Source organism: Geodermatophilus sp. SYSU D01176, from assembly GCF_054050015.1.
The window spans coordinates 1-24,930 of the sequence record NZ_JBJGYN010000061.1 but is presented as its reverse complement, the minus strand read 5'-3'; the positions used below and the strand labels follow the sequence as shown (position 1 = coordinate 24,930).

Here is a 24,930-nt window from a genome sequence, read left to right as displayed (position 1 = left end):
CGACCACGACTTCGACGAGGTCATCGTGGCGACCCTGCCCAAGCGGGTCTCACGCTGGCTCGGTTCGGATGTCCCGCACCAGGTCGAGCGACGCTTCGGTCTGCCGGTCACCACGATCGTCAGTCGAGCCTGACCGGCAGACCTCAGGGCGGCCGGCACCATCACCGCCATCGGGGCGATCGAGAGGAAGACTGCCGCCCCACCTCGCCGTGTCGCCCTGCCCGGCGCGACCTCCATGACCCGTACGGCGGAACACACGGGTCTACAGCGGTGCCCTCCGGATGGTCCTGCAGTACTCCTCTGCAGGACCATCCGGGCCGTCCGAGCTGCGGTTGCACCTGGAGCGGGGTGGCGGGAGTCGAACCCGCACTGCCGGCTCGAACAGCGTGCGGCTCTGTGATCGAGCCACACCCGCGTAGGTGGCGGTCGACCGATGACTGCGGCGCTTGGGGACGGTCCGATGGATTGAGGACCGATTGAGGGGGGGACCACCGTGCTCACCGACAGTCCCGCCTTCAGCGGGTTCGCCGTCCCCGGTCTCGACGTCGCCCGCCGCTTCTACGAGGAGACCCTCGGGCTGCGGGTCGAGGCGAACCCCGAGACGGGCCAACTTCTCACCCTGCACCTGGGTGGCGGGACCGACGTGCTGGTCTATGCCAAGTCCATCACACACCGGCCACGTCCAGCACACACCGGCCACCTTCACGGTGCTGAACTTCCCGGTGCCGGACGTGGAGGCGGCCGTGGATGAACTGGTCTCCCGCGGCGTCCGGTTCGAGCGCTACGAGGGCTTCGACCAGGACGACAAGGGCATCGCCCGCGGCCCGCAGGGTCCGGCGATCGCCTGGTTCACCGATCCGGGCGGCAACATCATGTCGGTGCTCGAGAGCTGAACAGCACGGCGAGGCCGCCACCTCTGCGACCGCGGCCTCGACGGGCCGCTCGAGCCGGCAGCAACGCGTGGGAGCGGTCAACGGGCCGACGCCGTCCCACTCGGCGGCGGTCATCTGCCACACCCCCGGCCCCGAGCCCGGTGGCGCCATGGTCGGCGCGACGAGGACGCCCCGTCGCCACGCCCCCACGGGCAGGCCCGGCAGGTCCTCCGGCAGGACGAAGGCGGCCCGACGGCGATCCGGGCTCGGCCGACCGGAGGAGGCGACGTCCCGGCCTCTCCGCCGAGCTCGGCATCGTCGAGCTCTCGCTGCCTGCGCCGTCCTCGTCGATGTCGGCTCGCTGTTCCGCGTTCCTCTCGACGACGGTGTCAGCGTTTCACTCCCGCGGCCTGAGCTGACGGCGTGCCGGTGGAGGTCGTCTCGGAGCGCCTGGGTCACCACAGCGTCACCATCAGGCTCACCGTCTACCAGCATGTGCACGCCGGCGTGGGCCGCGAGGTGGCAGACCGCGTCGCTCGCTGCTCAAGGGCTGACTCGAGGCGCGGAGTGTCACGCGGGTCTCAGAGGCTCCTGCAGCTAGACACCCCGAGCTCCTGAACTGCAGGAACACCGGGGTGAGATTGTGTCCGAGGGGGGACTTGCTCCATCCGCACAGGCCTCAGGACCTCGACATGAACACGGGCACCAGCCGCTGCGCCCGGGGACGCATGGGTGCAGCGGTCATCGTCCGCGAGCCGAACCGCTGGGGCTCAGCTCTGCGGCTCTCCGGGCTCAACGAGCGGGCGCAAACGGATACGCCGCTCGGTCACTGCCTCGACACGCGCACGGCTGTAGCAGAGCGGGAACGCCTGCCCACGGCTCCAGGCATCGAATAGATCGGAGTAGTGCGGGCTGTCGGGGTCGCCCGACTGCCCTGGGCTGTTCATGACCAGAGAGCCGCGCCACACGGCCGGGCCGTCACCAGGCGATGCGGCGCGGCGGATCACACGAGCGGGCGGTCGGCGCAGCGCGCGTAGGCGTCGTGCCAGGGACGGAGACGTTCGAGTGTCGCGCTCACGGCGAGCACGTCGGCGTCCCCGTAGCGGCGGCCGATCAGCTGCATGCCGACTGGCAGCCCGTCGACGTCCCCCGCGGGGACCGAGGCGGCCGGATGACCGGAGAAGTTGACGACGTAGGTGAGACACCAGCCGATGAGCGGGTCGACGTCGACGCCCTCGATGGTCCTCGGGCCGACCGTGTTGCCGTTCTCGGCGTTGTCCACGGGCAGGGCCGCGAGGGTCGGGGTGACCAACAGGTCGTGGGAGCGCAGCACCTGCTGGATCCGGTCGTAGACGGAGGTGCGCATCCGCTGGTCGCGGAGCACGTCCTGCGCACTCAGCCGGTGGCCCTCGTCGATCCAGCGCAGGTACTCCGGGGGGAAGTCGTCCCGGTGTTCGCCGAGCAGGTCGATGCCCTGCGCCTTCAGCCCCTCGAGGCCCTCGATGTTGAGCGGCATGATCAGACGGCACCACAGGTCGCTGAGCTCGCGCTGGTCGTGGTCGAACGTGAGGTCGACCTGCTCGATGACGGCCCCCGCCTCCTCGAACGCGCGCACCGCTCGTTCCACGACGGCGGCGACCCGACGGTCGACCGGGTAGACGCCCAGGTTGGGGCTGTAGGCGATCCGCCAGCCGCTGATCGACCGGCGCGTGGCTCCTGCGAAGGAGGCGGGGTCGTCGAGGGCGAAGGGGTCCCGGTCGTCGTAGCCGGCGAGCACATCGAGGGCGAGGGCGGCGTCGTCCACGGTGCGGGTCAGCGCGCCTTCGAACAGGAACGGGTTGAGCGAGCCGAAGGCGTTGGGCCGCGCCGTGTAGGGCACGCGGCCGAAGGAGGCCTTGTAGCCGTACAGCCCGCACCAGAAGGCAGGGATGCGGATGGAGCCACCGCCGTCGGTGCCCTCGGCCAGGGGCAGCAACCCGTCCGCGACGGCGGCCGCGCTGCCGCCGGAGGAGCCGCCGGTGTTCTTGGCGGTGTCGAAGGGGTTGCGGGACGGGCCGAACAGGTAGTTGTCGCACGTGCCGCGGAAGCCCATGACGGGGCTGTTGGTCTTGCCGACGAGGACGGCGCCCGCGGCTTCCATCCTCTCCGCGTACGTGCAGTAGGCGGGGACGCTGAAGTCCCTCAGCGCGCGTATCCCGCCGAACGTCGCCGGCCATCCGGGCTTGAAGTCGAACAGGTCCTTGATCGCGGTCGGGACCCCGTGCAGCGGGCCGAGCGCCTCGCCCGACGTCACCGCGCGCTCGGCCCTCCGCGCCTGCTCACGAGCCTCGTGGAACGCGGTGAAGACGAGTGCGTTCAGGCTGGGGTTCCGCGCCTCGATGCGGGCGATGACGGCGTCGACGACCTCGACGGGGGAGAGGTCACGGCGTCGGATGCGGGCAGCCAGCTCGGTGGCGGTGGCGTAGGCCAGGTCGTCGGACATCGTCGTCCGCCCCTTCGTCCTCTGGGCACGTCGAGGGGCCGGAGTCTGCCGAGCCCCGCCCGCCGCGACAAGGTCCGGGCGCCGGGCGACGAGGCCGGCGCCCTCGGTCGGGTCGGGAACGGCCCGTGCGTCGCGGGACCGCGTGGTGGGTCCGGGAGCGCGACGTCGAGCTGCTCCCGTCCGGCCGTGGGTGGCACGATGCGGCCATGGCATCGCCTCGGGTGCCTGCCGGGCGGGGCGGCACGGCCTTCGTCCTCGGGGGCGGGGGAGTGCTCGGCGCGGCCGAGGTCGGGATGCTGCAGGCTCTGTTCGAGCACGACGTACGGCCCAACATGGTCGTGGGCACGTCGGTGGGCGCGATCAACGGCGCGCTCGTCGCCGCCGACCCCGCGCCGGCCACCGTGGACCGATTGCGCGGCGTGTGGGAGCAGCTGGCCTCCCAGGGGATCTTCGCCGGGTCCGTGCTGGGCCGGGCGCGCACGTTGCTGCGGACCCGCACGCACCTGCACCCGCGGGAGCCGCTGCGCGATCTGCTCGTGGCCCACCTGCCGGTGCAGACCTTCGCCGAGCTGCGCGTGCCGTTCCAGTGCGTCGCGGCCAGCATCGAGCGGGCCGCCGAGCACTGGTTCACCGAGGGTGCACTGGTCGAGGCGGTGCTCGCCTCGTGCGCGGTGCCCGGGTTGCTGCCGCCCGTGGAGCTCGACGGGGAGCACTACCTCGACGGCGGGCTGGTGCACAGCATCCCGGTCGGCCGGGCGGTCGCGCTCGGCGCCGACAGGATCTTCGTGCTGCACGTCGGGCGGATCGACCGTCCGCTGAGCCCACCGACCGCGCCGTGGGAAGTCGCGCAGGTCGCTTTCGAGATCGCGCGGCGGCACCGGTTCGCCGCAGACCTGGCCGCCCTGCCACCCGGCCTCACGGTGCACGTGCTGCCCTCGGGCGACCCGGCCCCGTCCGGGGCCGCCAACCTGCGCTACCGCGACTTCTCTCGGGTGCAGGCCCGGATCGACCAGGCGTACCGCGCGGCCCGTACCCACCTGGACCGGATCGGCGCGTCCCGGGTCGGGGGGGCCTGAGTGCTGCCGCCACGCCGCATCCGCCGGGTCACCGGTCCGCTCCTCGTCGCCGCGCTGGTGGCCGTGGTCGTCCTGCTGCCCGCGCTCGTGGTCGTGGCGGTGGTCGCCTCGATCTTCCTGCCCGGCCGGCTCCGCGCCCTGCGGCTGCTGGCCTTCGTGCTGGTCTACCTCGCGCTGGAGGTGGCCGGGCTCGCGGTCGCGGCGGTTCTGTGGGTGCTCGGCGGCTTCGGCCGCCGGTTGCACACACCGCGGGCCCGGACGGCGCACTACACGGTGCTGCGCCTGCTGCTCGACACGCTGATGCGCGTGGCACAGCGGCTGTTCGCGCTACGGCTGGTCACCGACGGCACGTCCTGGTCGCCGCTGGACGACGGGGTGCCCGGCTCGACCAACGCCATGGTCGTGCTCTCCCGGCACGCCGGCCCCGGCGACTCGTTCCTGCTCGTGCACACGCTGATGAATCGCGACCACCTGCGCCAGCCGCGGATCGTGCTCAAGGACGTGCTGCAGCTGGACCCGCTGATCGACGTCTACCTCAACCGGCTGCCCAACCACTTCGTCCCGGCCGATGCGGCGGCGGGGTACGGCTCCGAGGAGGCGATCGCGGACCTGGCCCGCGACCTGGGTGAGGAGGACGCGCTGCTGATCTTCCCCGAGGGGGCGAACTTCACCCTGCGGCGGCGGACCCGGGCCATCCAGCGACTGCGCGACCGGGGGCTGCTGGCCGCGGTACGCCGGGCCGAGGCGATGCGGAACCTGCTGCCGCCGCGCCCGGGCGGGGTCGTCGCGGCGCTGCACGCGGCCCCGCACGCCGATGTCGTGTTCGTCGCGCACACCGGGCTGGAACACCTGAGCTCGTTGCGCGACCTGTGGCGGAGCCTGCCCATGGACAAGACCCTGCACCTGCGTTGGTGGTTCATCCCAGCCGCCGAGGTGCCGCGGGGCGAGACGCAGCTGATCGACTGGCTGTACCAGTGGTGGGAGGCGATCGACGGCTGGATCACCACCACCGCGGCAGCCCAGCGGGCGCAGGACGTACGTGGGACCGGCGTGACCTAGGGGTTCCGACCCGAACAGCGCGCCCAGGAGTGAGCAGTCGTAGTGAGCTGGCGTCGTCGGCCGGGTCACCCCAGCACAGGCACCCAGGCTGCTGACCGCGACACCGCGCTGCTCGACGGCTGATCCGGCGCGCGAAGTATCACGCGGGTGTAACGAGGCCCCCAGAGGCCTCTCCAGCAAGACACCCCGGCCGCTGACCCGCAGGAACACCGGGGTGAGACTGTGTCCGAGGGGGGACTCGGGCCCCGTCCCTGGGGCGGCATCCCCGGTTCGTGGGGCGTGGGGCCCGTCGGTCGGGTGGACGTGTGGGTGGCTGACCCCATGGTCGGTTTCCTTCCGGAGCGGCGGGTTCTCGAGCGACGATCAGGCGCCGGGGCCGAGCCCGGCCAGTTGGGCTAGCACCTCGTTCTCGGGCAGCTGCGGCCAGGCATCGAGCGGGCCGAACATGCGCTCGACGGTGGCGGCGCGGGCGATGAACGGATCCTCCGTGCGGTCGTCGAGGTAGACCCCGGTCACGCCGAAGATGTGATTGGTGCTGTGGCCGAGCAGGCGACCGGCGGCGGCGGGACCGTCGGCGCGGTCGGCGAGCCGGGCGGTGGTGTGCCGCAGGGCGTGCACGCGCATGTTGTGGCCCTGGGCCCACAGACACTGCTCGTGCAACGAGTGGGACCAATCTTCGACGACGTGTTTGTGGACCCGGGCGCCGCGGCGGGTGCGGAACAGTGGGTCACCGACGCAGGCGGCCGCAGGTCGGCTGTCCGCGAGGGCCAGGATGGCCTGCAGCAGCGGGCGGTGCACGGGCATCTCGCGGAGTCGGCCGCCCTTGCCGCCGACCGTGACCGAGGGCCGGTCCAGTTTCGCGTCGACGCGGTCGAGGTCGCGAAGCTCTGCCCAGCGGCAGGCGGTCACCCGGAAAGACGCCCACATCAGGGCGTAGAGCGGCACGTCGCGGCTGCGCAGCAGCATCGCGGTCAGGAAGTCGATGAGCTCCGATGGGCTGAACGCCTTGTCCCGGCCGGCCGGGGGACGCGGGGGTGCCTGGACCATGTCCAGCCGCAGACGGAGGACGTACTCGGCGTTCAGCAAGGCCCGTTCCATGACATGGCCTGCGGTCGCGTACTGCTCCCCGGCGAGGATGCCGCGGAGGGAGGAGGCGCCGACCAGGGGCCGTCCGCGCTCGACGGCCTTCGCTAGTTCCTGCGCGCGCACGCCCTCGATCAGCCGGTTGAGGTTGGCCTGAAATGCGACGGGCTCGAGGGCGGTGTAGGGCAGGGACCCGAAGGGGGTCAAGTCCACGAGGGTGTCGCCCGGGAGACGTCCCTGCAGGATCCGCATCCGGCCCTGCGGATACTTGTCGGCCACTGGCACGCCGGTCCTGGCCTCGATCCGTTCGATCAGCTCCATGAGCAGCGGGGCGTCACCGTCGACCATGTCGGCGAGGAGGTGAACCGCGGCGCCGGTCAGGCGGAGGCTGCGAATCATCTGCAGCAGGACTTGCTGTTCGTTCACGGCGTCAACGGCCTTCCTGGGCAGACGCGTCGCCGGTGGCCAGCACGGGGGGCCAGTCGCGCGCGGCGAAGACGTTCGGATGCTGGGGTGGAGCCAGCAGGAGCGCGAGGACCCGGGGGATGGTGGCGAGCAGCACCCAGGGTGCTCGACCGTCGTCGCCGGTGGCGCGGCGCACGACCACCAACGCGGACCCGGGGTACTGCGGATCGGCGCCGAAGCGCAGCCGGATGACCCCGTCGGGCAGTCGAAACCGTCGTCCCGTGCCGATGTGGACCGGGGGCATGCCGAGGTGGGCGGCGTCCGGACGATCGGTGAACTCACACCACCCCGAGCCGATCGCGCCGATGAACAAGGCACTCGGAGCCGGATCGATCGGCAGCCGAGGTCGATCGTCGTTCACCACTTCGGCGAAGTAGTCGACGCGTCCGTGCACGCCGATGTCGGGGCACGCGGTGCGACGCCGCAGGCCCAACAGCTCGAGGAGGACGGCTAGCTCCTTGAGCAGGTCGACCAGTTGGTCCTCCGGCGGCGCGTTGCGGCGGTCGGCCGCTGTCACCGGGGCCGTCGCAGGCTTCCGCTTGAAGCCCATGGTGGCTCAGTCGCGGGTGAGGTCGGGCGCGGGGAACCTGTGGCCCCCGGAGTCCGGCGATCGGTAGGGGCCAGGCCGGGCGGTGGAGCCCCGGCGGCTGAGGTTGCGGCGGTCATGGATCCGACCTCCTGCACCGCAGAGCGAATGCTGAGGCGTCGGGACGGGCCTGCGCTGACCCTGCTGCGTCCGCAGAGGGTGCCGGACGTGCCAGTCAGGATAGGTATTCAAGGGGGCGAGGTCAACGCTGCGTAGCGCTCACATAGCTTAGCGTGACAAGACCTCTGCATCGGTCGTACCGTTGTCACGCTGACCGAGATCCTCCATGGGCGGGTCCGCCGTGTTCAGGAGCCTGGCTGCGGTCGCGGGGGCGTGTCCGTGCCCCAGGGGTAGCGGTCGACGAAGAACTCCACCAGGAGGACGCCATAGGCGTCAGCGAGCTTGAGCAGGGCGGGAAGGGAAGGCAGTTTTGCCCCTCGCTCGATCTCCGAGATGTAGCTCTCGGCGAGGCCGGTCTGCTCCGCCACGTCGCTCAGCCGCAGGTCGTAGTACTGCCGGTGACGGCGAAGCTCGGCCCCCAGTTCGCTTCGCCCGGTGATGAGCCGGGAGTCGTCCTCGTCGGGCACGCGCGCAGCGTAGTCGTCCGCTGACCCGCGACCGACAAGGCTCGGCCTATCGAGGTGGCTGAGGACGCCGAGCCAGACGGCGGAGTTGTCGTACGGCTGGCGTGTCAAGAGCCGGGCGCGCGACTGGCGCCGGCAGCGAGCCCAACTCATCCAGCACCTCTCGAGCCAGGTGGCGGTCGGCGCGCACCCGCTCGACGAGGACGGCGACGGTGGCCCCGAAGTCGGTCAGCAGGGCAGCGAGACGCTGGTGGACGAGTTCGGCGATGACTGCAGCTGAACCATCCGGGGACTCGTGGTGGCCGAGGCGGTGCGCAACCTCCGCTGCGATGTCAGCGGCCCAATGATCAGCAGCGTGGCACCTCGCAGGATCGGGTGGGTCCACCGGCGAGGTGAGCGGCTCGAGCCACAGCAGGTCAGGATCCTCGGGATCCCATCGCGCCGTCGCCGTCCAGACCGCCTCACCCCAGGCCGCCCGCACAAGACGCCCCACCACCAGGTCGGGCGGAACCAGTACGTCCTCCCGCCGGGTCCACACCCCTCGCGAACCGCGCTGATCGGGATCGGCGAGCACCTCCGGCCACGCCGACCAGGTCGCCGCCGCGGTCGCCACCGGACAACCGGGCTCTGGCTCCGAGGGCTCACTCACGGGGGCCGAACGCGGCCTCGTAGGCCTCGACGAGATCGTCGAAGGTCACTTGGGTGTAGCGCCCGATCACACCGAGCGAGCTCGGGGCGTGGCCGGCGAAGGCCGCGGCGACGCGGAGGTCGGAGACGGCTGCGATGTCGGCCAGCGTGGTGTGCCGGATCCAGTGCGCGCCGACATCAAGTGGCTCCGTCCAGCCCAGATGCCGGTCGATGCGATCGAAGAGGGCGTTGAAGTGCCGACGCGTCAGCGGGCTGCCGGAGCGATAGCGGAACACAGGGGAGCCGGGGCAACCCGCGCCGCGGGACTCGGCCAACGCCCGCAGGCGGAGCAGCAGCCACCGTGCGAGCGGGAGTTCGCGGGTCTCGCCGTTCTTCTCGGTCAGGGTCACGCTCCGCCGGTCGTGGTGCAGATGGTCGATGGCCAGGTTCAGGCAGCCCTCCCGGCGCGCCGCCGTGTGTCGAAGGAAGGTCAACAGCAGTTCGTCCAGCTCCGGGTCCTTGCCGGAGCCGACCGCGGCCAGCCAGATGCCGGTCAGCTCGGCCTGGGTCAGGGGCCGTTCCGGCCCCTTGGGACGGCGGGGCGCACGCAGGTGCTCGGCGGGGGAGGAGGCGAGATGTCCGGCCGCGCAGGCGTACGTGAAGAAGAAGCGGACCCCCCGAACCAGGTTCTCGGCCGCCCCCTTGCCGTAGACGTCGGGGTCATAGGCACGCAGCGCCCGACCGGTGGCCCGGGCCCGCTCCACCCTCCGCACCCCGACGTCGTGTCGCACCTCGTTGCGAAGCCGCTCGAGGTCGGTGAGCCGGACGTCATCCAACCGGCGCTCACCCAGGGTGTCGGCGAGCAGGCGCAGGCCCGTGGCATAGGTCGGCCGGCTCTTCGCGGAGATCGCGTCCAGCACTTCCGGCACTAGTTCCCCGATCGTTAACACCACCTACTCCTTTCCGCTACGCTGTCAGCGTAGCGGAATGGTCAAATCTGGTCTATCCTGTCGTCGCGGCTGGACCTGAAGCCCGGGACGGCATCGACGTACGCTGCCCCAAGCCGCCGGGGAGAGCCCGCTCTCCCCGGGCGGAGGGCTCTAAAGACGCGAGGAGCCGCGAGGTGACCGCCGTTCCACTCGACGCCCCTGAACTGCAAGGTGCGTTGCTGCGAGGGGCGGTCGGAGATCATGCGGCCGAGGCGGCCGTCTTGCTGCTGGTCAACACCGGTCACTGGCTGGCTCAGTTGCAGTCCAGCGGCCTGATCGACGTCTTCCCGGATGCCTCGGATCCGCAGGAGCCGCTGGCTGCTCGCATCCGCTGGGCGGACGTGATGGCCGATCTCACCGCTGCTCAGGGGCGACTACGGGGCGGAGCCACCGAACGGCGACTGCTCACGGCGGCGGCCAGTATCGGTGGCGGACAACCACTCGATCTTTGTGATCTCTGTACCGGGCTAGGGCGCTCGCCCTTGGGCTGGGTCTGGGCCGCGATGGCGCATGCCGCCGGTACGCATGAGCAGCACGCCATCGTCCACGACGAGGAGGACCTTCCCGGCCTTGGGGCGCCGCTGGGCCCGCTGTTCCCCTGGCCGGAGGAGTGACACGGATTGCCCACAAGCCCCGGGCGCAGGATGTCCCCGCCGGAGCACCGAGTCGTCGGACCTGGCGGGTGAAGGCTGTGGGCCCGTCTGTCGGCGGGACGGGTGTCGTCGCTCCGCCGGACCGGTTGCCACAAGCACTCCCGGCCAGGTGTGCATGTCGGTGGTGACCATCGGCGCCGATTCAGCAGGAACGCTCTGGATCGCCGGCGGGGCACGGCGCCTCCCGCTACCGGAGTCCCCGGATGCGGCCATGCAAGTCGTGGCCGAGGCCCTGCTCGAAGCTCACCGCACACCAGGCCCAACCACCCACGGCCCTGCCGATGGTCCGGACGACGTCGTGTCCCTGGCCCGCTTCCAGTACGCGACGAACGCGGGTTGGTTACTTGACCTCCTTGCGCCGCGCCGGCCCGTCCCCGAGTCCGCGCCGGCTCGCCTCGCGACGGTGCTCGATCACGAATCCAGCGTGCGAGCGCTGGTCGTACGCCGGGAACTGGACTTTGCGCACGCCATCTTCGCGGGCTGGACGACCCTGGATTGGACGCGCCTGCGGAACGCTCTCGCCTCGACCCCGCTGTACGCGCTGGGTCTCCCTCTCGATGAGGCCTGTCCAGCGCTGGCGCTTGTCCTCTGCCGCGTTCCAGCCACACGGGCCCGGCTCTACGCAGCCGCCGGATACACCGCCGACGAGGTAACGACCCTCGAGGAGGCCGGCGCCTTCGATGCTGACAGGCTGCGTGTCCTGGCTGCGCTACGGCAGCCGGACCCTTACTGACCTCGTCAAACGCCTGTCCTCCCATTCACGCGCGCCTCCCACGGCTGCCGGTGTCCTTAAGCGGCAGACGCGGGGAGGCCCGGGGCCGATCAGCAGGCTTGATCCGCGCCCGGCTCGCTGACTGCACCGTCAGGCGCGGACCAGTAGAGCGTCGCAGTCTGGCGACTCCGAAGCACCCGCCTCGACGATCATCCGCCGTCGGGCGGGTGCGGAGTCTCACTGATGACTCGCCTCGCGGCCGTCCTACTCGGCCTCCTCAGTGTTCTCTGTGGCGACCTCCGCAGGAGTGTCGGAGGCCGGACGATCTGGCTGGGGCACTGCGCCGAGACCCATCTCGTCCAGGCGGCTCTGTAGGTCGTCGCGAATCAGCTCGGTGATCTCCGTCAGGGCGGCCCGGTAAGTCAACGCTCCAACCGCTGTGGCTGCAGCGCCCGCGCGTCGGTACCAGCCGTACCGATCGACTTCTTCATAGGTCCCCGAACGCAACTGCAGAACGAGGTACCAGGCGCCGCGTTTCCGCAGAGTCCAGTAGGTCCCAGCGCGGGTATAAGCGGTGTAGGCCATGACGTGGCCCCTACCCGCATGCGCCCGGCTGAACGAGACGCGCCCATACCGTTTCGCGACGCGGCCCGGTGCCCGTTGAGCGGTCCACTCAGACCGACGCGCCACCCGCGGATGGAGCAGCCGATAGGCCGCCTGCGGGACTCTTCCTCAGCGGCCGCTCACGCGCGAGGCGTGCTCCGCAGCGTCACTGCCACGCCTGAGTGGTCGGAAAGCCGACTGGCTGCCTCGCGTGTGCCTTCCCAACCGAACCAGTCCGTGCCCTCCAGGACGTGCCCCATGGGGGCTGCGGCGCAGACGTGGTCGATCGGAGGGTGCTGCAGGAGTTGCTGGGGGAAGTGGGCGCCGTCGGTGAAACAGGTCAAATCCGCTTGGTGCAGACACTCGTGTAACAGTTGCCGAGTCGCCGCGGTCCCGTAATAGCGCTGCGCGGCGAGTGACTGATTGAGGTCCCCGGCGATGATGAGGACCGAGTCCGGGTATTCATCGCGCAGCGCCCGCCACTCGGCCGCCTGCAGCGGCGTGACGCGCATGAACTCCGACCAGTTCCGCGCCGGAGCGGCCGAGTCCGGAGCCGGCCCCGGATCCGTGTGCCATGGCAGCACCGTGCCATAGACGATGGTCGACCCGCCCACCTCGGCGGCAACGGTGCGCACGGGGTCCTTCGTTGCAAGCTGTCGGACCGGGAGCCGACTCCAGATGGTGACCCATCGTCCTCCTGCGGCGGCCGTCGGCCGCTGGTCGCTGGCGACGGCGGCGTATTGGGCTGGCAGGGCCAGCGCGTCGTGCGTTTCCGTCAACACGAGGATGTCGCAGTCGGCGGCGAGCAACCTCCCGAGGCGGGCGGCGTTCTTCTCCGCTCCGGCGGCGTACTCCACGTTCCACGTCCCGATGCGAAGGGACTGACTCTCCACGGGTACTCCGATTCATCAGCAACCGCTGGTTCCGGCATGGTCGCTCAGCCTGATACCGGCGGTGGGGACTGGGACGCATGCGGCGCGTCGTCGCTCCGTTCCGCCATCCGTGCGACATGGCGGTCGCCCATGGCAGCCCACATAAGAGTTCCGCCGATAGGCGCGGTGGTCGCGTTCGGCGTGGCTGATCGTCACAGGCCGGGCACGAGGGCCACGATCGCGAAGGTGCACGAAGTCCGCGCGGCCGCTCGGCAGTTTCGGTCGACGCGATAGACCAGCGCGCACTCGTTCCCTTATCGCCTGAAGGTGATCTGCTCGGACCAGTCCAGGACTGGAAGAAGTGCAAGCTCCATGTCGTCGGGATTGCGGAACGATTCGCCAGTCGCCGCTTCGTGTGTCTGGCAGAATTGCCCCAGAAATGCCGGAAGGGCGGTTGTATCGGCTTCGAAGCTGAAGCTGAAGCGAGTGCCCAGGCCCTCCTCGCCAAGCAAGTTCTGATTCACATAGAAGTGAATCAGCCCGCCGCTCGACCGGATGGCAACCACGTGTCCATACTCGAGGGCGAAGCCTCCAGAGATACCAGCGCCAGATGCGTCATAGGCCGTCCAGTGAACACGGCTTGAGCCGATTCCAAGTTCGCCCAGTTGAACCGGCCGTCCGGTCTCGTCAAGTATCCGTGCAGGAAAGCGCGCCCAAATCCGCTCGCTTGGGTGTCGAGCGGTGACCGCCAGGGTTAGCGTGGCTAGGGGGAGCGTGAGTCCAGGGTGTCTTGCTGAGCCGTCGTAGGGGTCGAGCGTTGGCACCGGTGTGACCGACTGCCGGCCGCTTCTCATCGCCGCTCGAAGGAGAAGCCAAACGACAAGCACTCCAAGGATCCACCAGATCAACGTAGCCGCCTTCGTGCAGACGACGTCCCCACAGTGGGAACGGACTCACCCCAGTTGTCGGCGACGGTATGGCTGATCTTCAGCTGAGTTCATCTCCCATGGAGGGAGCCGAACTGCCAGCCGTCCCCAGAAGCTGCGCCGTCTTCGGCCGTCGGCCCCGCCGATCGTCATGCCACCGCGGTCGAGGTGCGGTAGTCCGGGCCGCCGCCGCGGGGGCGGCGCCTGTGCTCGCCGTGTCTCTAGGGCCGTCAACTGGGACAGTTGGAGAATCGCGCAGACCGGCCGGGGCGGCCCGGTCCATTCGCCGCGCCTTGTTTGGCCGGCGCTCGGCGGCCACCTCGTCGCGCTGCTCAGCACCTTGCTCGCGGCGCGGGTCAGCCTGGTCCCGCCGGCGGTCCGCCTGCTTCCGACGCCGGGCCGCATCATCCCGCGCGTGGCCGGCCGTGATCCGCCACTGCTCGACACGTGCCACGCCCGTGGGATCGGGTGTGGTGTCCACCGGCCAGCGCGCCGCCCGGAGGTGCTCGTGCTCGCCGGCCCGCAGCGCCGCCCCGGCCTCGCACAACAGCCCCCGCGCATCCTCGAGACCGGCCTCCCACAGCGCCCGTCCGGCCAGGGTGACGTGCGTGGCGGCAATCTCGCACGCGGTTGCGGCCACCGCCTCGGCGCCCAGCCTCAGTTCCTCAGTCGCCGGATGTTCTGGCGAGAGCGCTCGGAGGCCTGTTCGGCGTGACGGCGCCGCTGTTCCCAAGGTGCCCGCTCGCCTGGCACGCCCTCATCGGCGGCCCGATCATCGGACCCGTTCATGCGCCGAGGGTTGTGCAGCGGAGGCCACGGACACGAGAGAGAGCCGGGTGACCGGTCGTGCTGACTCATCGACCCGCAACACCCTTGCTGTGGGACACGGGGTGTCCCCGGAACCCGACCACTTCTACCGAGAAGCACTTCTACCGAGAAAGGCCCATCCCTGCAGGAGGGGCAGCACTGACCTGAGGTGATAAGCGGCGGCCGTAGCGGGACGATGAGGCCACATCCGGCAAGCACCGCCTTGCAGGCGTCGCATCCGAACATGTCGGTGTTCGACGGGATGCTGCCGCCGTGGATCCGCCGATCGTTCCGCCCGACCGCAGGCCGAGCCGGATCCTCCTGCTAGACCTCGACAACTGCGGTCCGCGCATCAGCCTCCTGACCGCCTATCTGCGGCGCCTTCGCAAGGTCGGAGGGCCGTTCGACCTGGCCTACGTCAGTGCGCGGCCGGACCGGATCCAGCAAGGCGCGGAAGTGCTCGCGGCCGAGGGCTTCCGTGTCCTGGAGGCCTCTGACCAACCCGATGCCGCCGATGAGGTGCTGGCCGCCGTGGCCGCGGCAGCGGCTCAGCGGGGACCGTGCGAGTTCGTCGTGGTCTCCTGTGACGCCGACCTCGCGGTCATCGCCGATCATGGGCCCCTTACCGTGCTGGCGAGCCACCCACGGCGCGTCGCCCAACGCCTCCGCGCTCGCGCCGTCGCGGTGTTGGCTTTTCCAGCCCCGGACCCTAAGCCGCGCCGGCGCCGCCGTGGGACGTCGGCGCGGATGTCGCCCTGACGGCCTCGTGGATTAGCGGGCCACCCTCGTACGAGGCCCCGAGGAAGTCACCGCATAGCAGTCCTGCCGAGGTCTCGGTGGCTCCGCCGCCCGCGCGGTGCCCCGCTGTCAAATCCTCTCGCAGTCGCGACTGCAATTTCAACGTCGTTGAGCGGGGCTTGTAGGTCGGTCCTGCCGAGGAACGGCGAAACGTAGCGCTCCTTTCCTCGCTCCGACCGCGGCAGGGAAGAAACGCCGCGTCAAGGTGCTGCACTGCTCCTGGGACTGCGCGACCTGCCCCGGGAAAGGAAGGGATGCGGGGAGTCGGTCAGCGCAGGACGCACTCCCGACTGCAGTACCGCTAGGCCGCGTTGCTGCGGAGGGCTGCCAGCGTCATAAGCGCCCCTTCGATGTCTTCAGCGGTCCGACCACTGGACTCGAGTTCGATGGCTTCCCGAGCATTCAATCCGGCCGCAACATGCAGCGGCAGGCGGTGTAGCGGCCTCACTCCGGCCGACCACATCGAGTCCATGTGCCAGAAATACAGAACGTTGGCGGGGTGTAGATTCAGGAGCGCATGCACTCGCAATTGCGACTCGCTTCCGTCCTCATCGGTCCACCAATAAGTCGCCAACACCTTCAGAGGAAGCCACGGAGAGGACTCGACAATGAGTCGCGTCCCTCGTTGCTCGACCTCTCCGCTGGTTTCGAAGCGTGCCTGCGCGGGGACATGCAGTTCTCCGACTCGGCTCACCAGTAGGCCGCGGATCTGCCATAAGTCGGTGGTGCTCAGGGTGATCTCGAACTGGCAGTTTGCTGGGTGATCAAACAGTGCGGGGAGGCAGGCTGGGTATAGGGTGACTCGAGCACCGTCGGCGCTGAAGTTCAGACCCAGACGGCGCGCCTCGTCGTAGAAGTTCACGAATGCTCCTTGATGCTATCGGGACGATGGGCTCTGGCCTAATCATTCACGGGCGGATCGGCGCAACCTCCGAGGTGTATCACTCCTCTTGATCCGGCTCCAGGTCGCTTAGATCGAACCCCCACTCGAGGCGGGGAAGCACTCGCCGAACTTGATGGGCGAACTCGCCTTCGACGTCCCTCCTGGCGGTCACAGCGACCGAGACGGGGCGTCCATACGACGACGGCTCAGCCTCGATCACCACCAGGCTTGAAGCCCGCAGCGCGGCCAAGCCGAAATCGTGGTTGTCGCGGTTGCGATGCCACACCACCACAGTTGGCGCGTCTCGGCGTGCGACTGCAAAGGACAACAAGTCCTTCGCCCGGCGCCGAGCAGTCGACCGAGCGATCGACTCATCGACGGCAGGGAGGGTAAGGAAGTCATCGTCGGTGGGGACTACGCGCCACTGGTTGTAGGGACGCGCCATTCGAGCCCCGTCCACCACGACCAAGGCTGGCCCGTACATGTCCTCGTGCTCCTCAAGTGCTTCGCAGAGGACTGTCAACGTGGATGGACGCTCCGAGACGTCGCCCCACATCGCTGTCCGGCCCGCCTCGCAGCAAGCCTGCTCGGCGGTCCAGTCCAAGACCTCCCGGTAGTGCGGTCCGAGCGGATTCCACCCGTCTGTCGGCCCCCACCCGTACTGACGGTTGGCGAACACGTAAACGACCGGTCGACAATGGTCGACCGTCTCCAGCACCGCCTGGCCGACCAACGACGACCAAGCACCTGTGCGGATTCCTTCGTGCGCCGGCAGCACCAGGCACGTCAGTCCGCCCGGGGGCAGCCCCTCGGGCAGGGCTTCCCGCAGCGGGCTGAAAGACCAGACGGACGAGTCCGCCGGCGCAGCCACACCGTCCAGATACTTGTCGCTCATACACCTGGCATCGGCAGACATCGTCGTGACTGAACGACTTCGGCCTCCGAACCCACGGACAGCCGGGACGTCCGCGCCGCCCACCCCCTCGCAGCAGTCCCAGCGGCGCTGGATGCTGTGATCTCTCTAGTACGAACGGGTGCTTCTCCCGCTCATGACGGCACCGACATGCGCCTGTACCGCGAGGTTGCGTAGTCGCTCTCTTGGCACCGTGGAGGCAACAAGGCAACACGTACGGACATGGGTTGTGGGACCGAACGCCCCAGTGGCGACAGCCTGGACCGCCCAAGGGATCGTGGTAACTGGGCTAGGCGACTGCTAGGAGGGGCAAGCCGACTCGGCGGTAGCCTCACCCGACGCCAGCGTTGGGCGGCTGTAGGCCGCTCCTCACGAGGGGGAGAGTGACGTTGGGCCGCCACATCCAGCATCTGTCTGTCCGGGTCCCGTGGCATGACTCGGGATGGAACGGCCATGTCTGCCGCTCGCCCCAGGACAACACAGCTTGCGTGCTGCTAGAGAACATCGGGCTCCGCCGCGATGACGCAGCAGAGATCGCTGACGCGGGTGAGCCGATGCCGAACCTACGCAGCGGCCCGCCACCGTGCGTCGGCGAGCGTGCGTCCTTCTTGAGCCCGTTCGACATCGCCCTCCGCCGCAGGCATCCGTATGCCTGGACCTCGGCGCTGAAGGGTCTCACCGAGGCCACTCTCATGGCGCCGGCTTGGTCGGTGCACGCGGTGCCCTATTACTGGCTGGCGCGCGAGCATGTCGAGCAGCTGATGGGGGAGCAGCCCATCCCCGGCTACCAGCCGGAACTCGAGGATGAAGCCCTGCGCTTGATCGGTTTCAAGCCGGATAGTCAAACGTGGGTTCTGCACGGGGACAACCAGCAAGCGTTAATCGAGACCTTTTTTGGAGACGTCACCGAACAGCAGTCGCTGATCTTCTTTTACCTGAAACACTCACCGTTCGAGGACGCCGGCCGGCTGCTCGTGGGCGCGGCGCTCGTGGAAGGTGTGACCCTGCCGGGCCGCTGGCCGACCAACTCGCCCACAAAGTTCCCCAATCACATGTGGGAAACCGTAGTTCGGCACACCCTGCGCCCCGACGGCTCCGGCGGATTGTTGTTGCCGATGCAGGAGCTCGCCGACCTGGCGGCAACCGGCGTCGACGTGTCGGAGGCTCTCGCTGTCGCCCCCGAGACCAACCGGGAGTTCTCCTACGTAACCGAACACGTACCGGCAGACGCGGCGGTGGCCGCCCTACTGGCACTGCAGAGGGCCGCGGCAGGCGCCGGCAAACTGGGCTTGCAGGTCCCGGCCCACTCGTTGACATGGCTCGATACGCAGCTCGGCCTGGCCTGGGACCGGCGCGGTGTCACGCCCGGCCTGCCTGCTGTGCTTGCTCAGATCGGCTTCGAGTACCCGACTTTCGATGCCCGCGCAATCATGGGCGCCGTCGATGTCGGTGACGATCCGTGGCCGGTACTCGAGCGGGCGTTGGGCGGAGATCTCCAGATTCCCCAGCAAGTCGCCGAGCTGGCCACCAGGAGTCGGCAGCGCATCTGGTCCAAGCTCTCCGCCGAGACGAAAAGCGCGCTTCGCGTCCTTGCGCGCTTCGATCTCACAGCAGTCCAGGTTGCCAACGTGCTCGCCGAGAACACGTCCATCCCCATGAGCGCAGAGGACCTCCTGGAGAACCCTTATCACCTGGTGACATGCACCATCGACGATGACGAACCGATCCGGTTCGACGTCGTCGACCGGGGTTGCTACCCAGGCACTGGCCCGTCGGCCCTTCACCCGCTTCCGGTTCCTGATCCCCCCACCGATGCCGTCGATGTCCGTCGAGTCGAAGCCGTGCTCGCCGACGAGCTCGCCACTGCCGCCGACGAGGGCCACACCTTGCTGCCTCTGAGTCTCATCCTGGAGCGGCTCACCGCGCGCACGTACTCGCGCAGCCTCCCGGTGACGCAGTTGGTTCTTTCGGGACTCGACCTCACCCCCGAGGACCTGGACGATGACCCGGACGCCAACTGGCCGATCCTGGCCCGCACCCCACTGGCCGGCGGTGGCTACGCCTACAAGCTGCGGCCCTCGGCTACGCGCGCCCGTGTCATTCGCGAGTTCGTGGCGATGCTCGCAGCCAAGCCGCGGCACCCCGTACCCGCTGATCTGGAGGATGCTCTGCTCGAGGTCCTGGATTCCCTAGGAAATGAAAGTCCGGAGAAGCCCGACCCGGAGGACCTTGAGGCGGAAAAGCGGGCCCGGACTGAGAAGCAGGCGGCGCTCCGCGAGCTCTGGGCCGCTCGATTCAGCACCCTGAACGGGCCTGCAGGGACCGGCAAAACCACCTTGATCCGAGCCCTCGCTGCCCGGCCAGAGGTAGCAGCGGGGGGTGTCCTTCTCCTCGCACCAACCGGCAAGGCCCGCGTGCAGCTCTCCCACAAGACACAGCGCGAGGCGTCTACGATCGCGCAGTTTCTTGCCCACTCCGGCCGCTACGACGGCGACGTCGGACGCTACCGCGTCACCGGCGATGCCGCATCACGGCAGCGGTTTGGGCTTGTCGTGGTCGATGAGGCGTCGATGCTGACAGAGGACATGCTCGCCGCTTTGTGCGACGCGCTTGTTCCACCTGACCGGTTCATCCTCGTCGGCGACCCTCGCCAGCTCCCGCCGATCGGCGCCGGGCGGCCGTTCGTGGACCTGGAGCGCGCGGGCCGTGAAAGGCACGATGGCGGCTGGCCCCAGGTCGCGCCTGGTTGGGCCGCCCTCACTGTGCTGCGGCGACAGAAGGGCCGTCTCCGAGATGACCTGATGCTGGCGCGCTGGTTTTCCGGCGACGAGATCCCCGAGGGCTTCGACGAGGTGTGGGAGCGGCTACGACGCTGTGAGCGGATGGAGACACTGCGCGCGGTCGCCTGGAACGGACGAACCCCGGCACAGGTCCTCGATGCTGTGCTGGCGGAGGAGTTGGGGGTCAGCGACGACGATTCCGGGCGCTCCTTCGCCGCCTCCTACGGCGCAGAGCTCGGCACCTACATCAACTACTTCCCGGCGGCCACGGACTGCGAGAAGTGGCAGGCGCTCTCGCCATTCCGAGGTCGCTCGTACGGAACGGTTCATCTGAACCGCCACCTGAAGAACAAGTACCGGCAGCAGGAGCTCAACTGGGCGCTGCTCCCGCACTACTCACGCACAGTGCCGAAGCCTCTCGGGGGGGAGCGCATCGTTCTAGGCGACAAGGTCGTCAACCTCGAGAACCGCCCGCTCTCGTATTGGAGTCGCGAGGACGGCAAGAGGCGCGGATACATTGCGAACGGCGAGATCGGCGTGGTCATCGGCCAGCTCAAGAGCAAGTCGATGAAGGGACCACCGTGGGAAACGCAGATCGAGTACTCCTCGCAACCCGGGCGCCGCTACCGAGCGGCGCGCGGCGGCGATGATGACGCCCCTGTCGAGCTCGCCTGGGCGCTGACCGTCCACAAGTCGCAGGGCTCCGAGTTCGGGGTTGTCGTCCTCATGCTTCCCGCCGGCGTGCGGCGGCTGTCCCGGGAACTGCTCTACACGGCGCTCACCCGGCAGACCAGGAAGGTGATCGTCTGCCATGAGGGGCCGCTGGAGGACCTGCTGGAACTCACCCGGGCGTCGGGCTCGGACACCGGCCGCAGGCTGACCGACCTCACGGTGCCGCCGAGACCTGCCAACGTCACGACGGCAGCTGGAACGGCCGCTGGAACCCTAGACGCCGGGCTGGTTCACGTGACGGACGGCGGCATCCTCGTGCGGAGCAAGAACGAAGTGATCATCGCCGACATCCTGGACAACGTCGCCCCGGGAGCATGGGCATACGAGCAGCCACTGACCGGCCAGGACGGCGTCTCGCGGCTCCCTGACTTCACCATCAGCACCGCCGACGGTCGCACCGTCTACTGGGAGCACTTGGGCATGCTGGAGGACCCCCAATACGCCGCTGGGTGGGAGCGCAAGAAGCGGTGGTATGCCGACCAGGGCATCCTGCCCGCCGAGAGCAATGGTGGTCCGGCTGGCTGGCTCGTGTGGACGGACGATCGCAAGGGGGTCGACAAGCCCGCCTGGCGGGCACTGGCCGAACGCGTGCTCGGAGCACCGCGCGCCGGGACTTCTGCGGGGCGCCCGAGGAAGATCACGGCAAGACGTCTGACGTGACCTCACAGGTGCGATCCAGTTCTCGGGCCGCGCGCCGAGCAGCGTCCCGGCTCCCGTAGGTCCGCGGATAGCCATTGTTGTTGCGGACCGGACCATCGGCGCTGTGAACTTCGAACTTGCCACGCACGGTTGGGCCGATGACGACGTGCTCTGCCTGCGGTGCATCGAGGGAGGCGAGGTGGCGCTGGATCTCTCGCCTGCAGGTCTGGGCGCTGGTGTCGCTCATGGTGAGGCCCGTCCTGTAGGTCCAGTCGCCAAGGGTCCAGCGCACGTGATTGCTACCGGTCACCACGACCGTGCCGCCACGGCGCCGTACGGCGCGCACAAGCGGCTCGAGGTCCTTATTGATGCCCAGACCCACTGCCCGACGTCCCTCCACGACTGCCAGCCACCATGCTGGCCTGCGAATGGAGAATGGCAGCGGCTAGCGACATGCGTGCGAGTACGCGCTCCGTGGTGACCTAAAGGAGGCAGGCGGGAACAGGTCGGCCATGCAACAGCTTCTCGGTGCCTATGTCGCACGGCTGTCCGACAGCGACGGGGCACATGAGGCACAAGTCTCCCATGCCTACCACTGGCCCCGACTCACACGACCGAGTGTCGCCGTCGGACTCTCGATGGTGCTTCCATGCAGGTGCCGAGTCGGTACGGGATGGTCCTGTCCGCGGCCTCACGGGGAGATCGAGTGTTCGGATACGGCGCTGACCAGCTAGCCGACACGTACGGATACCACCCCGATTCGGCCGATCTGACCGCCCTCGTGGATCTTGTGCCCCCAGCCGAGGTCCTCATGGTCGGACGATCGGTGCCAGATGTCCGTGAACGCGTGGGCGCCATGCGACAGGTGACCGATCAGATGGTGGGTCTCCCCGCTGGCTTGTACTGGTTCGCCGGTCCGTCCGCGCTAAAGGTCATGGTCGTCGCGGACGGCACCGCACCTGCTGGCAGCGACGTCGTCGGGGCGCAAGAGCTCACCGAGGATCACCCTCTCTCCTGGGCAGAGGGGTGGATGGACTCGCTTTGGGCTGAGGCCATAGACATCCCCGTTCCTCGGTATCGCGTGCATGACGACGTCGTGGTCAAGAGCTCAGGCCGCGACTTTCCGGTTCGCCGGCGGCGATTCAGTGGTGGCAAGTGGCTCTACGAAATTCGTGCCGACGGCCAGACGACGACCTACGCAGAGGACATGCTCGGCCCCTTGGAGGTGGGGGACGACCCCGTGGCGTGGACGCAGGGGCCGCGCGACTCCGCAGGGAGCCTCAGCGCCACCTTGACGCGCGAGAAGCTCTCAGGCTCCTTTACCGACACCGTCTTCTCGTTCAGGGCCACGCGCACCCTGTTCCGCCCCTACCAGTTCCGGCCGGTCATCCGGATGCTGGAATCCGGCAAGTCCCGCATTCTCATCGCCGATGAGGTAGGGCTGGGCAAGACGATCGAGGCCGGCCTCATCTGGACTGAACTGGAGGCCCGTGGGGCTGCCGACCGCGTGCTCGTCATCTGCCCTGCCTCCCTGGTTGGGAAGTGGCGCAACGAGATGGAGGAGCGCTTCGGCTTCTACATGACGGAGCTCGCAGGCTCGTACCTAGCGGAGTTCGAGGAACGGCTTCGCGAGAACCGGCTTCCGCGACGGTTCGCGCACGTCATCAGCATGGAGCGACTGAGGACCTGGGACGCCATCGGCGATCTCGTCGGCGTGGCTGGTCCGCTCAATCTCGCCATCGTCGACGAGGCGCACGTGATGCGGAATAGCGAGACCCGCTCCTTCGCTACCGGAAGCCTGCTGAGCGAGTGGGCCGAAGCCCTCGTGCTGCTGACGGCGACTCCCATCAACCTGCGCAACCAGGATCTGTTCAACCTTCTCGAACTCCTGACTCCCGGCGAGTTCGGGGAAGGGGACGAGCTGATCTCGCAGCTTGAGCCCAACACGGTCCTCAACCGGCTGAGCGCACAACTAGCCGACGCAATGACCGGCGGTCACGAGCGTCGCCAGACGCTCGACGAGTTGCGCAGACTCACCTTCGGCCAGCCGCTCGCGCGTCGGCCGGAGTACGCGCTGCTCAAGGACCTGGTGTCGGCCGAGCGGCTCACACCGCGCCAGGTCGTCGAAGCGCGCCGCTACATCGGGGATCTGAACGTACTGTCCTCGGTCCTCACCCGGACCCGCCGAGTCGAGGTGGACGAGAAGAAGGCCGTCCGCGAGGCAGTGGACACCCGCGTTAAGTGGACCTCACCCGAGGAACGGTTCTACTCCGCGTACGTGGACTGGTGCCGAGCTCGAGCCGACCACGCCGGTGTGCCCGTCGGCTTCGCGATGCAGATGCCGCTGAGGCTGGCCAGCGCCTGCCTGCCGGCCGCACGCCAGCAAGTGCTCGCCTGGGATCGGGCTGACGCCGCCTTCGACGACGACGGCGACTCCTCGTCATCTTCCGCTTCTGCCGTGCCGGCCCTGCGTCCGCACCCAGATTTGCTGGCCGCTGCCGAGGCCATGGGTGAGATCGACACGAAGTACGCCGAGTTCGAGCCCAAGCTGCTGGAGGTGCTCGCCTCAGGCCGCCGCGCCTTGGTGTTCACCTTCTCCCGGCCGACACTGCAGTACCTTGCCCGACGGCTGAAGGGCCGCTGCCGCGTGGCAGTGCTGCATGGCGGCGTCCCGAAGGACAAGCGGCACGAGATTATCGCCGACTTCCGCGCCGGCGCTTACGACGTGGTGCTGGCCAATCGAGTCGCGAGCGAGGGTCTCGATTTCGAATTCTGCTCCGTCGTCGTGAACTACGACCTTCCTTGGAACCCTATGGAGGTCGAGCAGCGGATCGGCCGCATCGACCGCATCGGCCAGGCTGAAGACAAGATCATCATCCTGAACATGTGGTGCCCCGCCGCTTTGGACGAGCAGATCAAGCAGCGTCTGCTCGATCGGATCGGCGTCTTCGAGGGAAGCATCGGGGCGCTCGAGCCCATCATCACCGAGCACCTTTCGGATCTTCGAGACGCAGTCTTCGACTTCGGTCTCAGCGGGGAAGAGCGCGAGAGGAAGGTCGCAGCCACCCTGGCGGCGATCGAGGCCCAGCGCAGCGGCCTTGAGGACCTGGCGTCCGCATCGCCTTTCCTGCTCGCCGCGTCGGCCGCCGACGTGGCGGGTCTTGAGCAAGACATCGTGTCCACCGGTCGGTATGTGGGCAGCGCTGAGCTGGTTCGGTTGCTCGAGGACTGGGCGCGCATGTCGGCAGCTCCGCTGCCAGTGGTGTCTGCGGACGGGCGCACGTTAAGGCTGCGCGGAAACCGAGAGATGGCGGACCGGCTTCAAGCCGTCGTCGCCGCCGGCCGCCTGCGTCTGAGCGAAATCGATCCTTACTATGCAGCGTTGCTCGACGAAACCGAGCTGCACCTGTCCCTCGACCATGAGGCCGCCCGCACTTCGCGTTCCGTCGATCTGCTCTCGGCCCGGCATCCGCTGATCCTGGCCGCCACACACGTACCTGAGCAGCGCCAAGCTCGCTTCGCCTCGGTGAGCCTCTCTAACGGCGGTGCCCTTGAGCCCGGCCGACTCGTCGTGTTCCTCGGTGTGGCGCGCTGGGGTTCCGTGCGCCCAGGGCAGGAGATCTGGGGCACCGCAGTGACCTGGGACGGGAAGCCTGCAGCGGACGAATACGTCGACCTCCTGCTCTCCCGGCTGGCGAGCGGTGACTGGCACGAAGGTCCCCGGGACATGCCTCAGGGGCTCAGCGACCTCGTCGCTGACCTCCAGTCACGCATGGATCAGCGCATGGT

Annotated in this window: 21 protein-coding genes; 9 read left to right on the top strand and 12 right to left on the bottom strand. The window is 68.8% G+C overall.

Translation table 11 applies throughout. The annotated features are described in order from the left end of the window. Positions 1 to 653: 653 nt before the first annotated feature. Complete coding sequence (locus ACI78Z_RS22240; protein WP_457038708.1) at positions 654 to 893, top strand: VOC family protein; 240 nt, start codon at positions 654 to 656, stop codon at positions 891 to 893. Positions 894 to 1,642: 749 nt separating this feature from the next. Here ACI78Z_RS22240 and ACI78Z_RS22235 read toward each other — a convergent pair. Both ACI78Z_RS22235 and ACI78Z_RS22230 read right to left on the bottom strand, forming a co-directional pair. Continuing rightward, positions 1,643 to 1,840, bottom strand: coding sequence for a penicillin acylase family protein (locus tag ACI78Z_RS22235; RefSeq protein ID WP_457038709.1), 198 nt, complete (start codon positions 1,838 to 1,840; stop codon positions 1,643 to 1,645). A gap of 35 nt (positions 1,841 to 1,875) precedes the next feature. Then, positions 1,876 to 3,354 carry an amidase gene (locus ACI78Z_RS22230; protein WP_457038707.1) on the bottom strand — a complete coding sequence of 493 codons (1,479 nt, stop codon included), beginning with the start codon at positions 3,352 to 3,354 and terminating at the stop codon, positions 1,876 to 1,878. A gap of 206 nt (positions 3,355 to 3,560) precedes the next feature. Between ACI78Z_RS22230 and ACI78Z_RS22225 the strand changes: the two genes are divergently transcribed. After that, on the top strand, positions 3,561 to 4,430 hold the full coding sequence (locus tag ACI78Z_RS22225) for a patatin-like phospholipase family protein (protein ID WP_457038706.1): 870 nt from the start codon (positions 3,561 to 3,563) through the stop codon (positions 4,428 to 4,430). Further along, positions 4,431 to 5,489 carry a lysophospholipid acyltransferase family protein gene (locus ACI78Z_RS22220; protein ID WP_457038705.1) on the top strand — a complete coding sequence of 353 codons (1,059 nt, stop codon included), beginning with the start codon at positions 4,431 to 4,433 and terminating at the stop codon, positions 5,487 to 5,489. A 363-nt stretch (positions 5,490 to 5,852) separates the two neighbouring features. Here the strand turns inward: ACI78Z_RS22220 and ACI78Z_RS22215 are convergent, their stop codons facing one another. The 3 genes from ACI78Z_RS22215 to ACI78Z_RS22205 all read right to left on the bottom strand — a co-directional run bounded on the left by ACI78Z_RS22215 (position 5,853) and on the right by ACI78Z_RS22205 (position 8,210). After that, positions 5,853 to 6,998, bottom strand: a complete 1,146-nt coding sequence (locus tag ACI78Z_RS22215) for a site-specific integrase (RefSeq protein WP_457038704.1) — start codon at positions 6,996 to 6,998, stop codon at positions 5,853 to 5,855. A 4-nt stretch (positions 6,999 to 7,002) separates the two neighbouring features. After that, entirely contained in the window at positions 7,003 to 7,587 is a 585-nt protein-coding gene (locus tag ACI78Z_RS22210; RefSeq protein WP_457038703.1) for a hypothetical protein, read from the bottom strand. A 341-nt stretch (positions 7,588 to 7,928) separates the two neighbouring features. Beyond that, positions 7,929 to 8,210, bottom strand: a complete 282-nt coding sequence (locus ACI78Z_RS22205) for a helix-turn-helix domain-containing protein (RefSeq protein WP_457038702.1) — start codon at positions 8,208 to 8,210, stop codon at positions 7,929 to 7,931. Between the two features lie 85 nt (positions 8,211 to 8,295). Between ACI78Z_RS22205 and ACI78Z_RS22200 the strand changes: the two genes are divergently transcribed. Then, positions 8,296 to 8,487, top strand: a complete 192-nt coding sequence (locus ACI78Z_RS22200; RefSeq protein ID WP_457038701.1) for a hypothetical protein — start codon at positions 8,296 to 8,298, stop codon at positions 8,485 to 8,487. A gap of 361 nt (positions 8,488 to 8,848) precedes the next feature. Here ACI78Z_RS22200 and ACI78Z_RS22195 read toward each other — a convergent pair whose 3' ends face one another. Next, positions 8,849 to 9,784 (bottom strand): tyrosine-type recombinase/integrase, encoded by a 936-nt coding sequence (locus ACI78Z_RS22195; RefSeq protein ID WP_457038700.1) that lies wholly within the window; start codon positions 9,782 to 9,784, stop codon positions 8,849 to 8,851. Positions 9,785 to 9,957: 173 nt separating this feature from the next. Here ACI78Z_RS22195 and ACI78Z_RS22190 point away from each other — a divergent pair, with 173 nt between their 5' ends. Both ACI78Z_RS22190 and ACI78Z_RS22185 read left to right on the top strand, forming a co-directional pair. Beyond that, the gene (locus ACI78Z_RS22190) at positions 9,958 to 10,437 is read left to right on the top strand and encodes a hypothetical protein (protein WP_457038699.1); all 480 of its coding nucleotides are present in this window, start codon (positions 9,958 to 9,960) and stop codon (positions 10,435 to 10,437) included. 154 nt (positions 10,438 to 10,591) lie between these two features. Next, positions 10,592 to 11,209 carry a hypothetical protein gene (locus ACI78Z_RS22185; protein ID WP_457038698.1) on the top strand — a complete coding sequence of 206 codons (618 nt, stop codon included), beginning with the start codon at positions 10,592 to 10,594 and terminating at the stop codon, positions 11,207 to 11,209. Between the two features lie 243 nt (positions 11,210 to 11,452). Here the strand turns inward: ACI78Z_RS22185 and ACI78Z_RS22180 are convergent, their stop codons facing one another. From ACI78Z_RS22180 to ACI78Z_RS22170, 3 genes are all read right to left on the bottom strand, one after another. Next, positions 11,453 to 11,773 carry a hypothetical protein gene (locus ACI78Z_RS22180; protein ID WP_457038697.1) on the bottom strand — a complete coding sequence of 107 codons (321 nt, stop codon included), beginning with the start codon at positions 11,771 to 11,773 and terminating at the stop codon, positions 11,453 to 11,455. A gap of 158 nt (positions 11,774 to 11,931) precedes the next feature. Then, a complete protein-coding gene (locus tag ACI78Z_RS22175; RefSeq protein WP_457038696.1) occupies positions 11,932 to 12,648 on the bottom strand; it encodes an endonuclease/exonuclease/phosphatase family protein in 717 nt (238 codons plus the stop codon). Positions 12,649 to 12,977: 329 nt separating this feature from the next. Then, the gene (locus tag ACI78Z_RS22170; RefSeq protein ID WP_457038695.1) at positions 12,978 to 13,229 is read right to left on the bottom strand and encodes a hypothetical protein; all 252 of its coding nucleotides are present in this window, start codon (positions 13,227 to 13,229) and stop codon (positions 12,978 to 12,980) included. A 1,440-nt stretch (positions 13,230 to 14,669) separates the two neighbouring features. On the opposite strand from ACI78Z_RS22170, the gene ACI78Z_RS22165 reads away from it, so the two are divergent. Beyond that, a complete protein-coding gene (locus ACI78Z_RS22165) occupies positions 14,670 to 15,155 on the top strand; it encodes a hypothetical protein (protein WP_457038694.1) in 486 nt (161 codons plus the stop codon). Positions 15,156 to 15,495: 340 nt separating this feature from the next. On the opposite strand, the gene ACI78Z_RS22160 is transcribed toward ACI78Z_RS22165, so the two are convergent. Together ACI78Z_RS22160 and ACI78Z_RS22155 are read right to left on the bottom strand one after the other, a co-directional pair. Then, positions 15,496 to 16,056, bottom strand: a complete 561-nt coding sequence (locus tag ACI78Z_RS22160; protein WP_457038693.1) for a hypothetical protein — start codon at positions 16,054 to 16,056, stop codon at positions 15,496 to 15,498. Between the two features lie 79 nt (positions 16,057 to 16,135). Then, on the bottom strand, positions 16,136 to 16,972 hold the full coding sequence (locus ACI78Z_RS22155) for a hypothetical protein (RefSeq protein WP_457038692.1): 837 nt from the start codon (positions 16,970 to 16,972) through the stop codon (positions 16,136 to 16,138). A gap of 506 nt (positions 16,973 to 17,478) precedes the next feature. Here ACI78Z_RS22155 and ACI78Z_RS22150 point away from each other — a divergent pair. Beyond that, complete coding sequence (locus ACI78Z_RS22150) at positions 17,479 to 21,162, top strand: ATP-dependent DNA helicase (protein WP_457038691.1); 3,684 nt, start codon at positions 17,479 to 17,481, stop codon at positions 21,160 to 21,162. On the opposite strand, the gene ACI78Z_RS22145 is transcribed toward ACI78Z_RS22150, so the two are convergent. Beyond that, positions 21,140 to 21,523, bottom strand: a complete 384-nt coding sequence (locus ACI78Z_RS22145) for a hypothetical protein (RefSeq protein WP_457038690.1) — start codon at positions 21,521 to 21,523, stop codon at positions 21,140 to 21,142. The two genes, ACI78Z_RS22150 and ACI78Z_RS22145, sit on opposite strands and share 23 nt — an antisense overlap. Before the next feature lie 324 nt (positions 21,524 to 21,847). On the opposite strand from ACI78Z_RS22145, the gene ACI78Z_RS22140 reads away from it, so the two are divergent. After that, positions 21,848 to 24,930 (top strand): DEAD/DEAH box helicase (locus tag ACI78Z_RS22140; protein ID WP_457038689.1); only part of this gene is annotated, 3,083 nt, incomplete at its 3' end.

What these genes read in the sequence shown, in the direction of transcription:
- ACI78Z_RS22225 (WP_457038706.1), top strand. Translation starts at nt 3,561, where the DNA reads ATGGCATCGCCTCGGGTGCCTGCCGGGCGGGGCGGCACGGCCTTCGTC.
- ACI78Z_RS22180 (WP_457038697.1), bottom strand. Translation starts at nt 11,773, where the DNA reads ATGGCCTACACCGCTTATACCCGCGCTGGGACCTACTGGACTCTGCGG.
- ACI78Z_RS22155 (WP_457038692.1), bottom strand. Translation starts at nt 16,972, where the DNA reads ATGAGCGACAAGTATCTGGACGGTGTGGCTGCGCCGGCGGACTCGTCC.
- ACI78Z_RS22185 (WP_457038698.1), top strand. Translation starts at nt 10,592, where the DNA reads ATGTCGGTGGTGACCATCGGCGCCGATTCAGCAGGAACGCTCTGGATC.
- ACI78Z_RS22210 (WP_457038703.1), bottom strand. Translation starts at nt 7,587, where the DNA reads ATGGGCTTCAAGCGGAAGCCTGCGACGGCCCCGGTGACAGCGGCCGAC.
- ACI78Z_RS22240 (WP_457038708.1), top strand. Translation starts at nt 654, where the DNA reads ATGCCAAGTCCATCACACACCGGCCACGTCCAGCACACACCGGCCACC.
- ACI78Z_RS22230 (WP_457038707.1), bottom strand. Translation starts at nt 3,354, where the DNA reads ATGTCCGACGACCTGGCCTACGCCACCGCCACCGAGCTGGCTGCCCGC.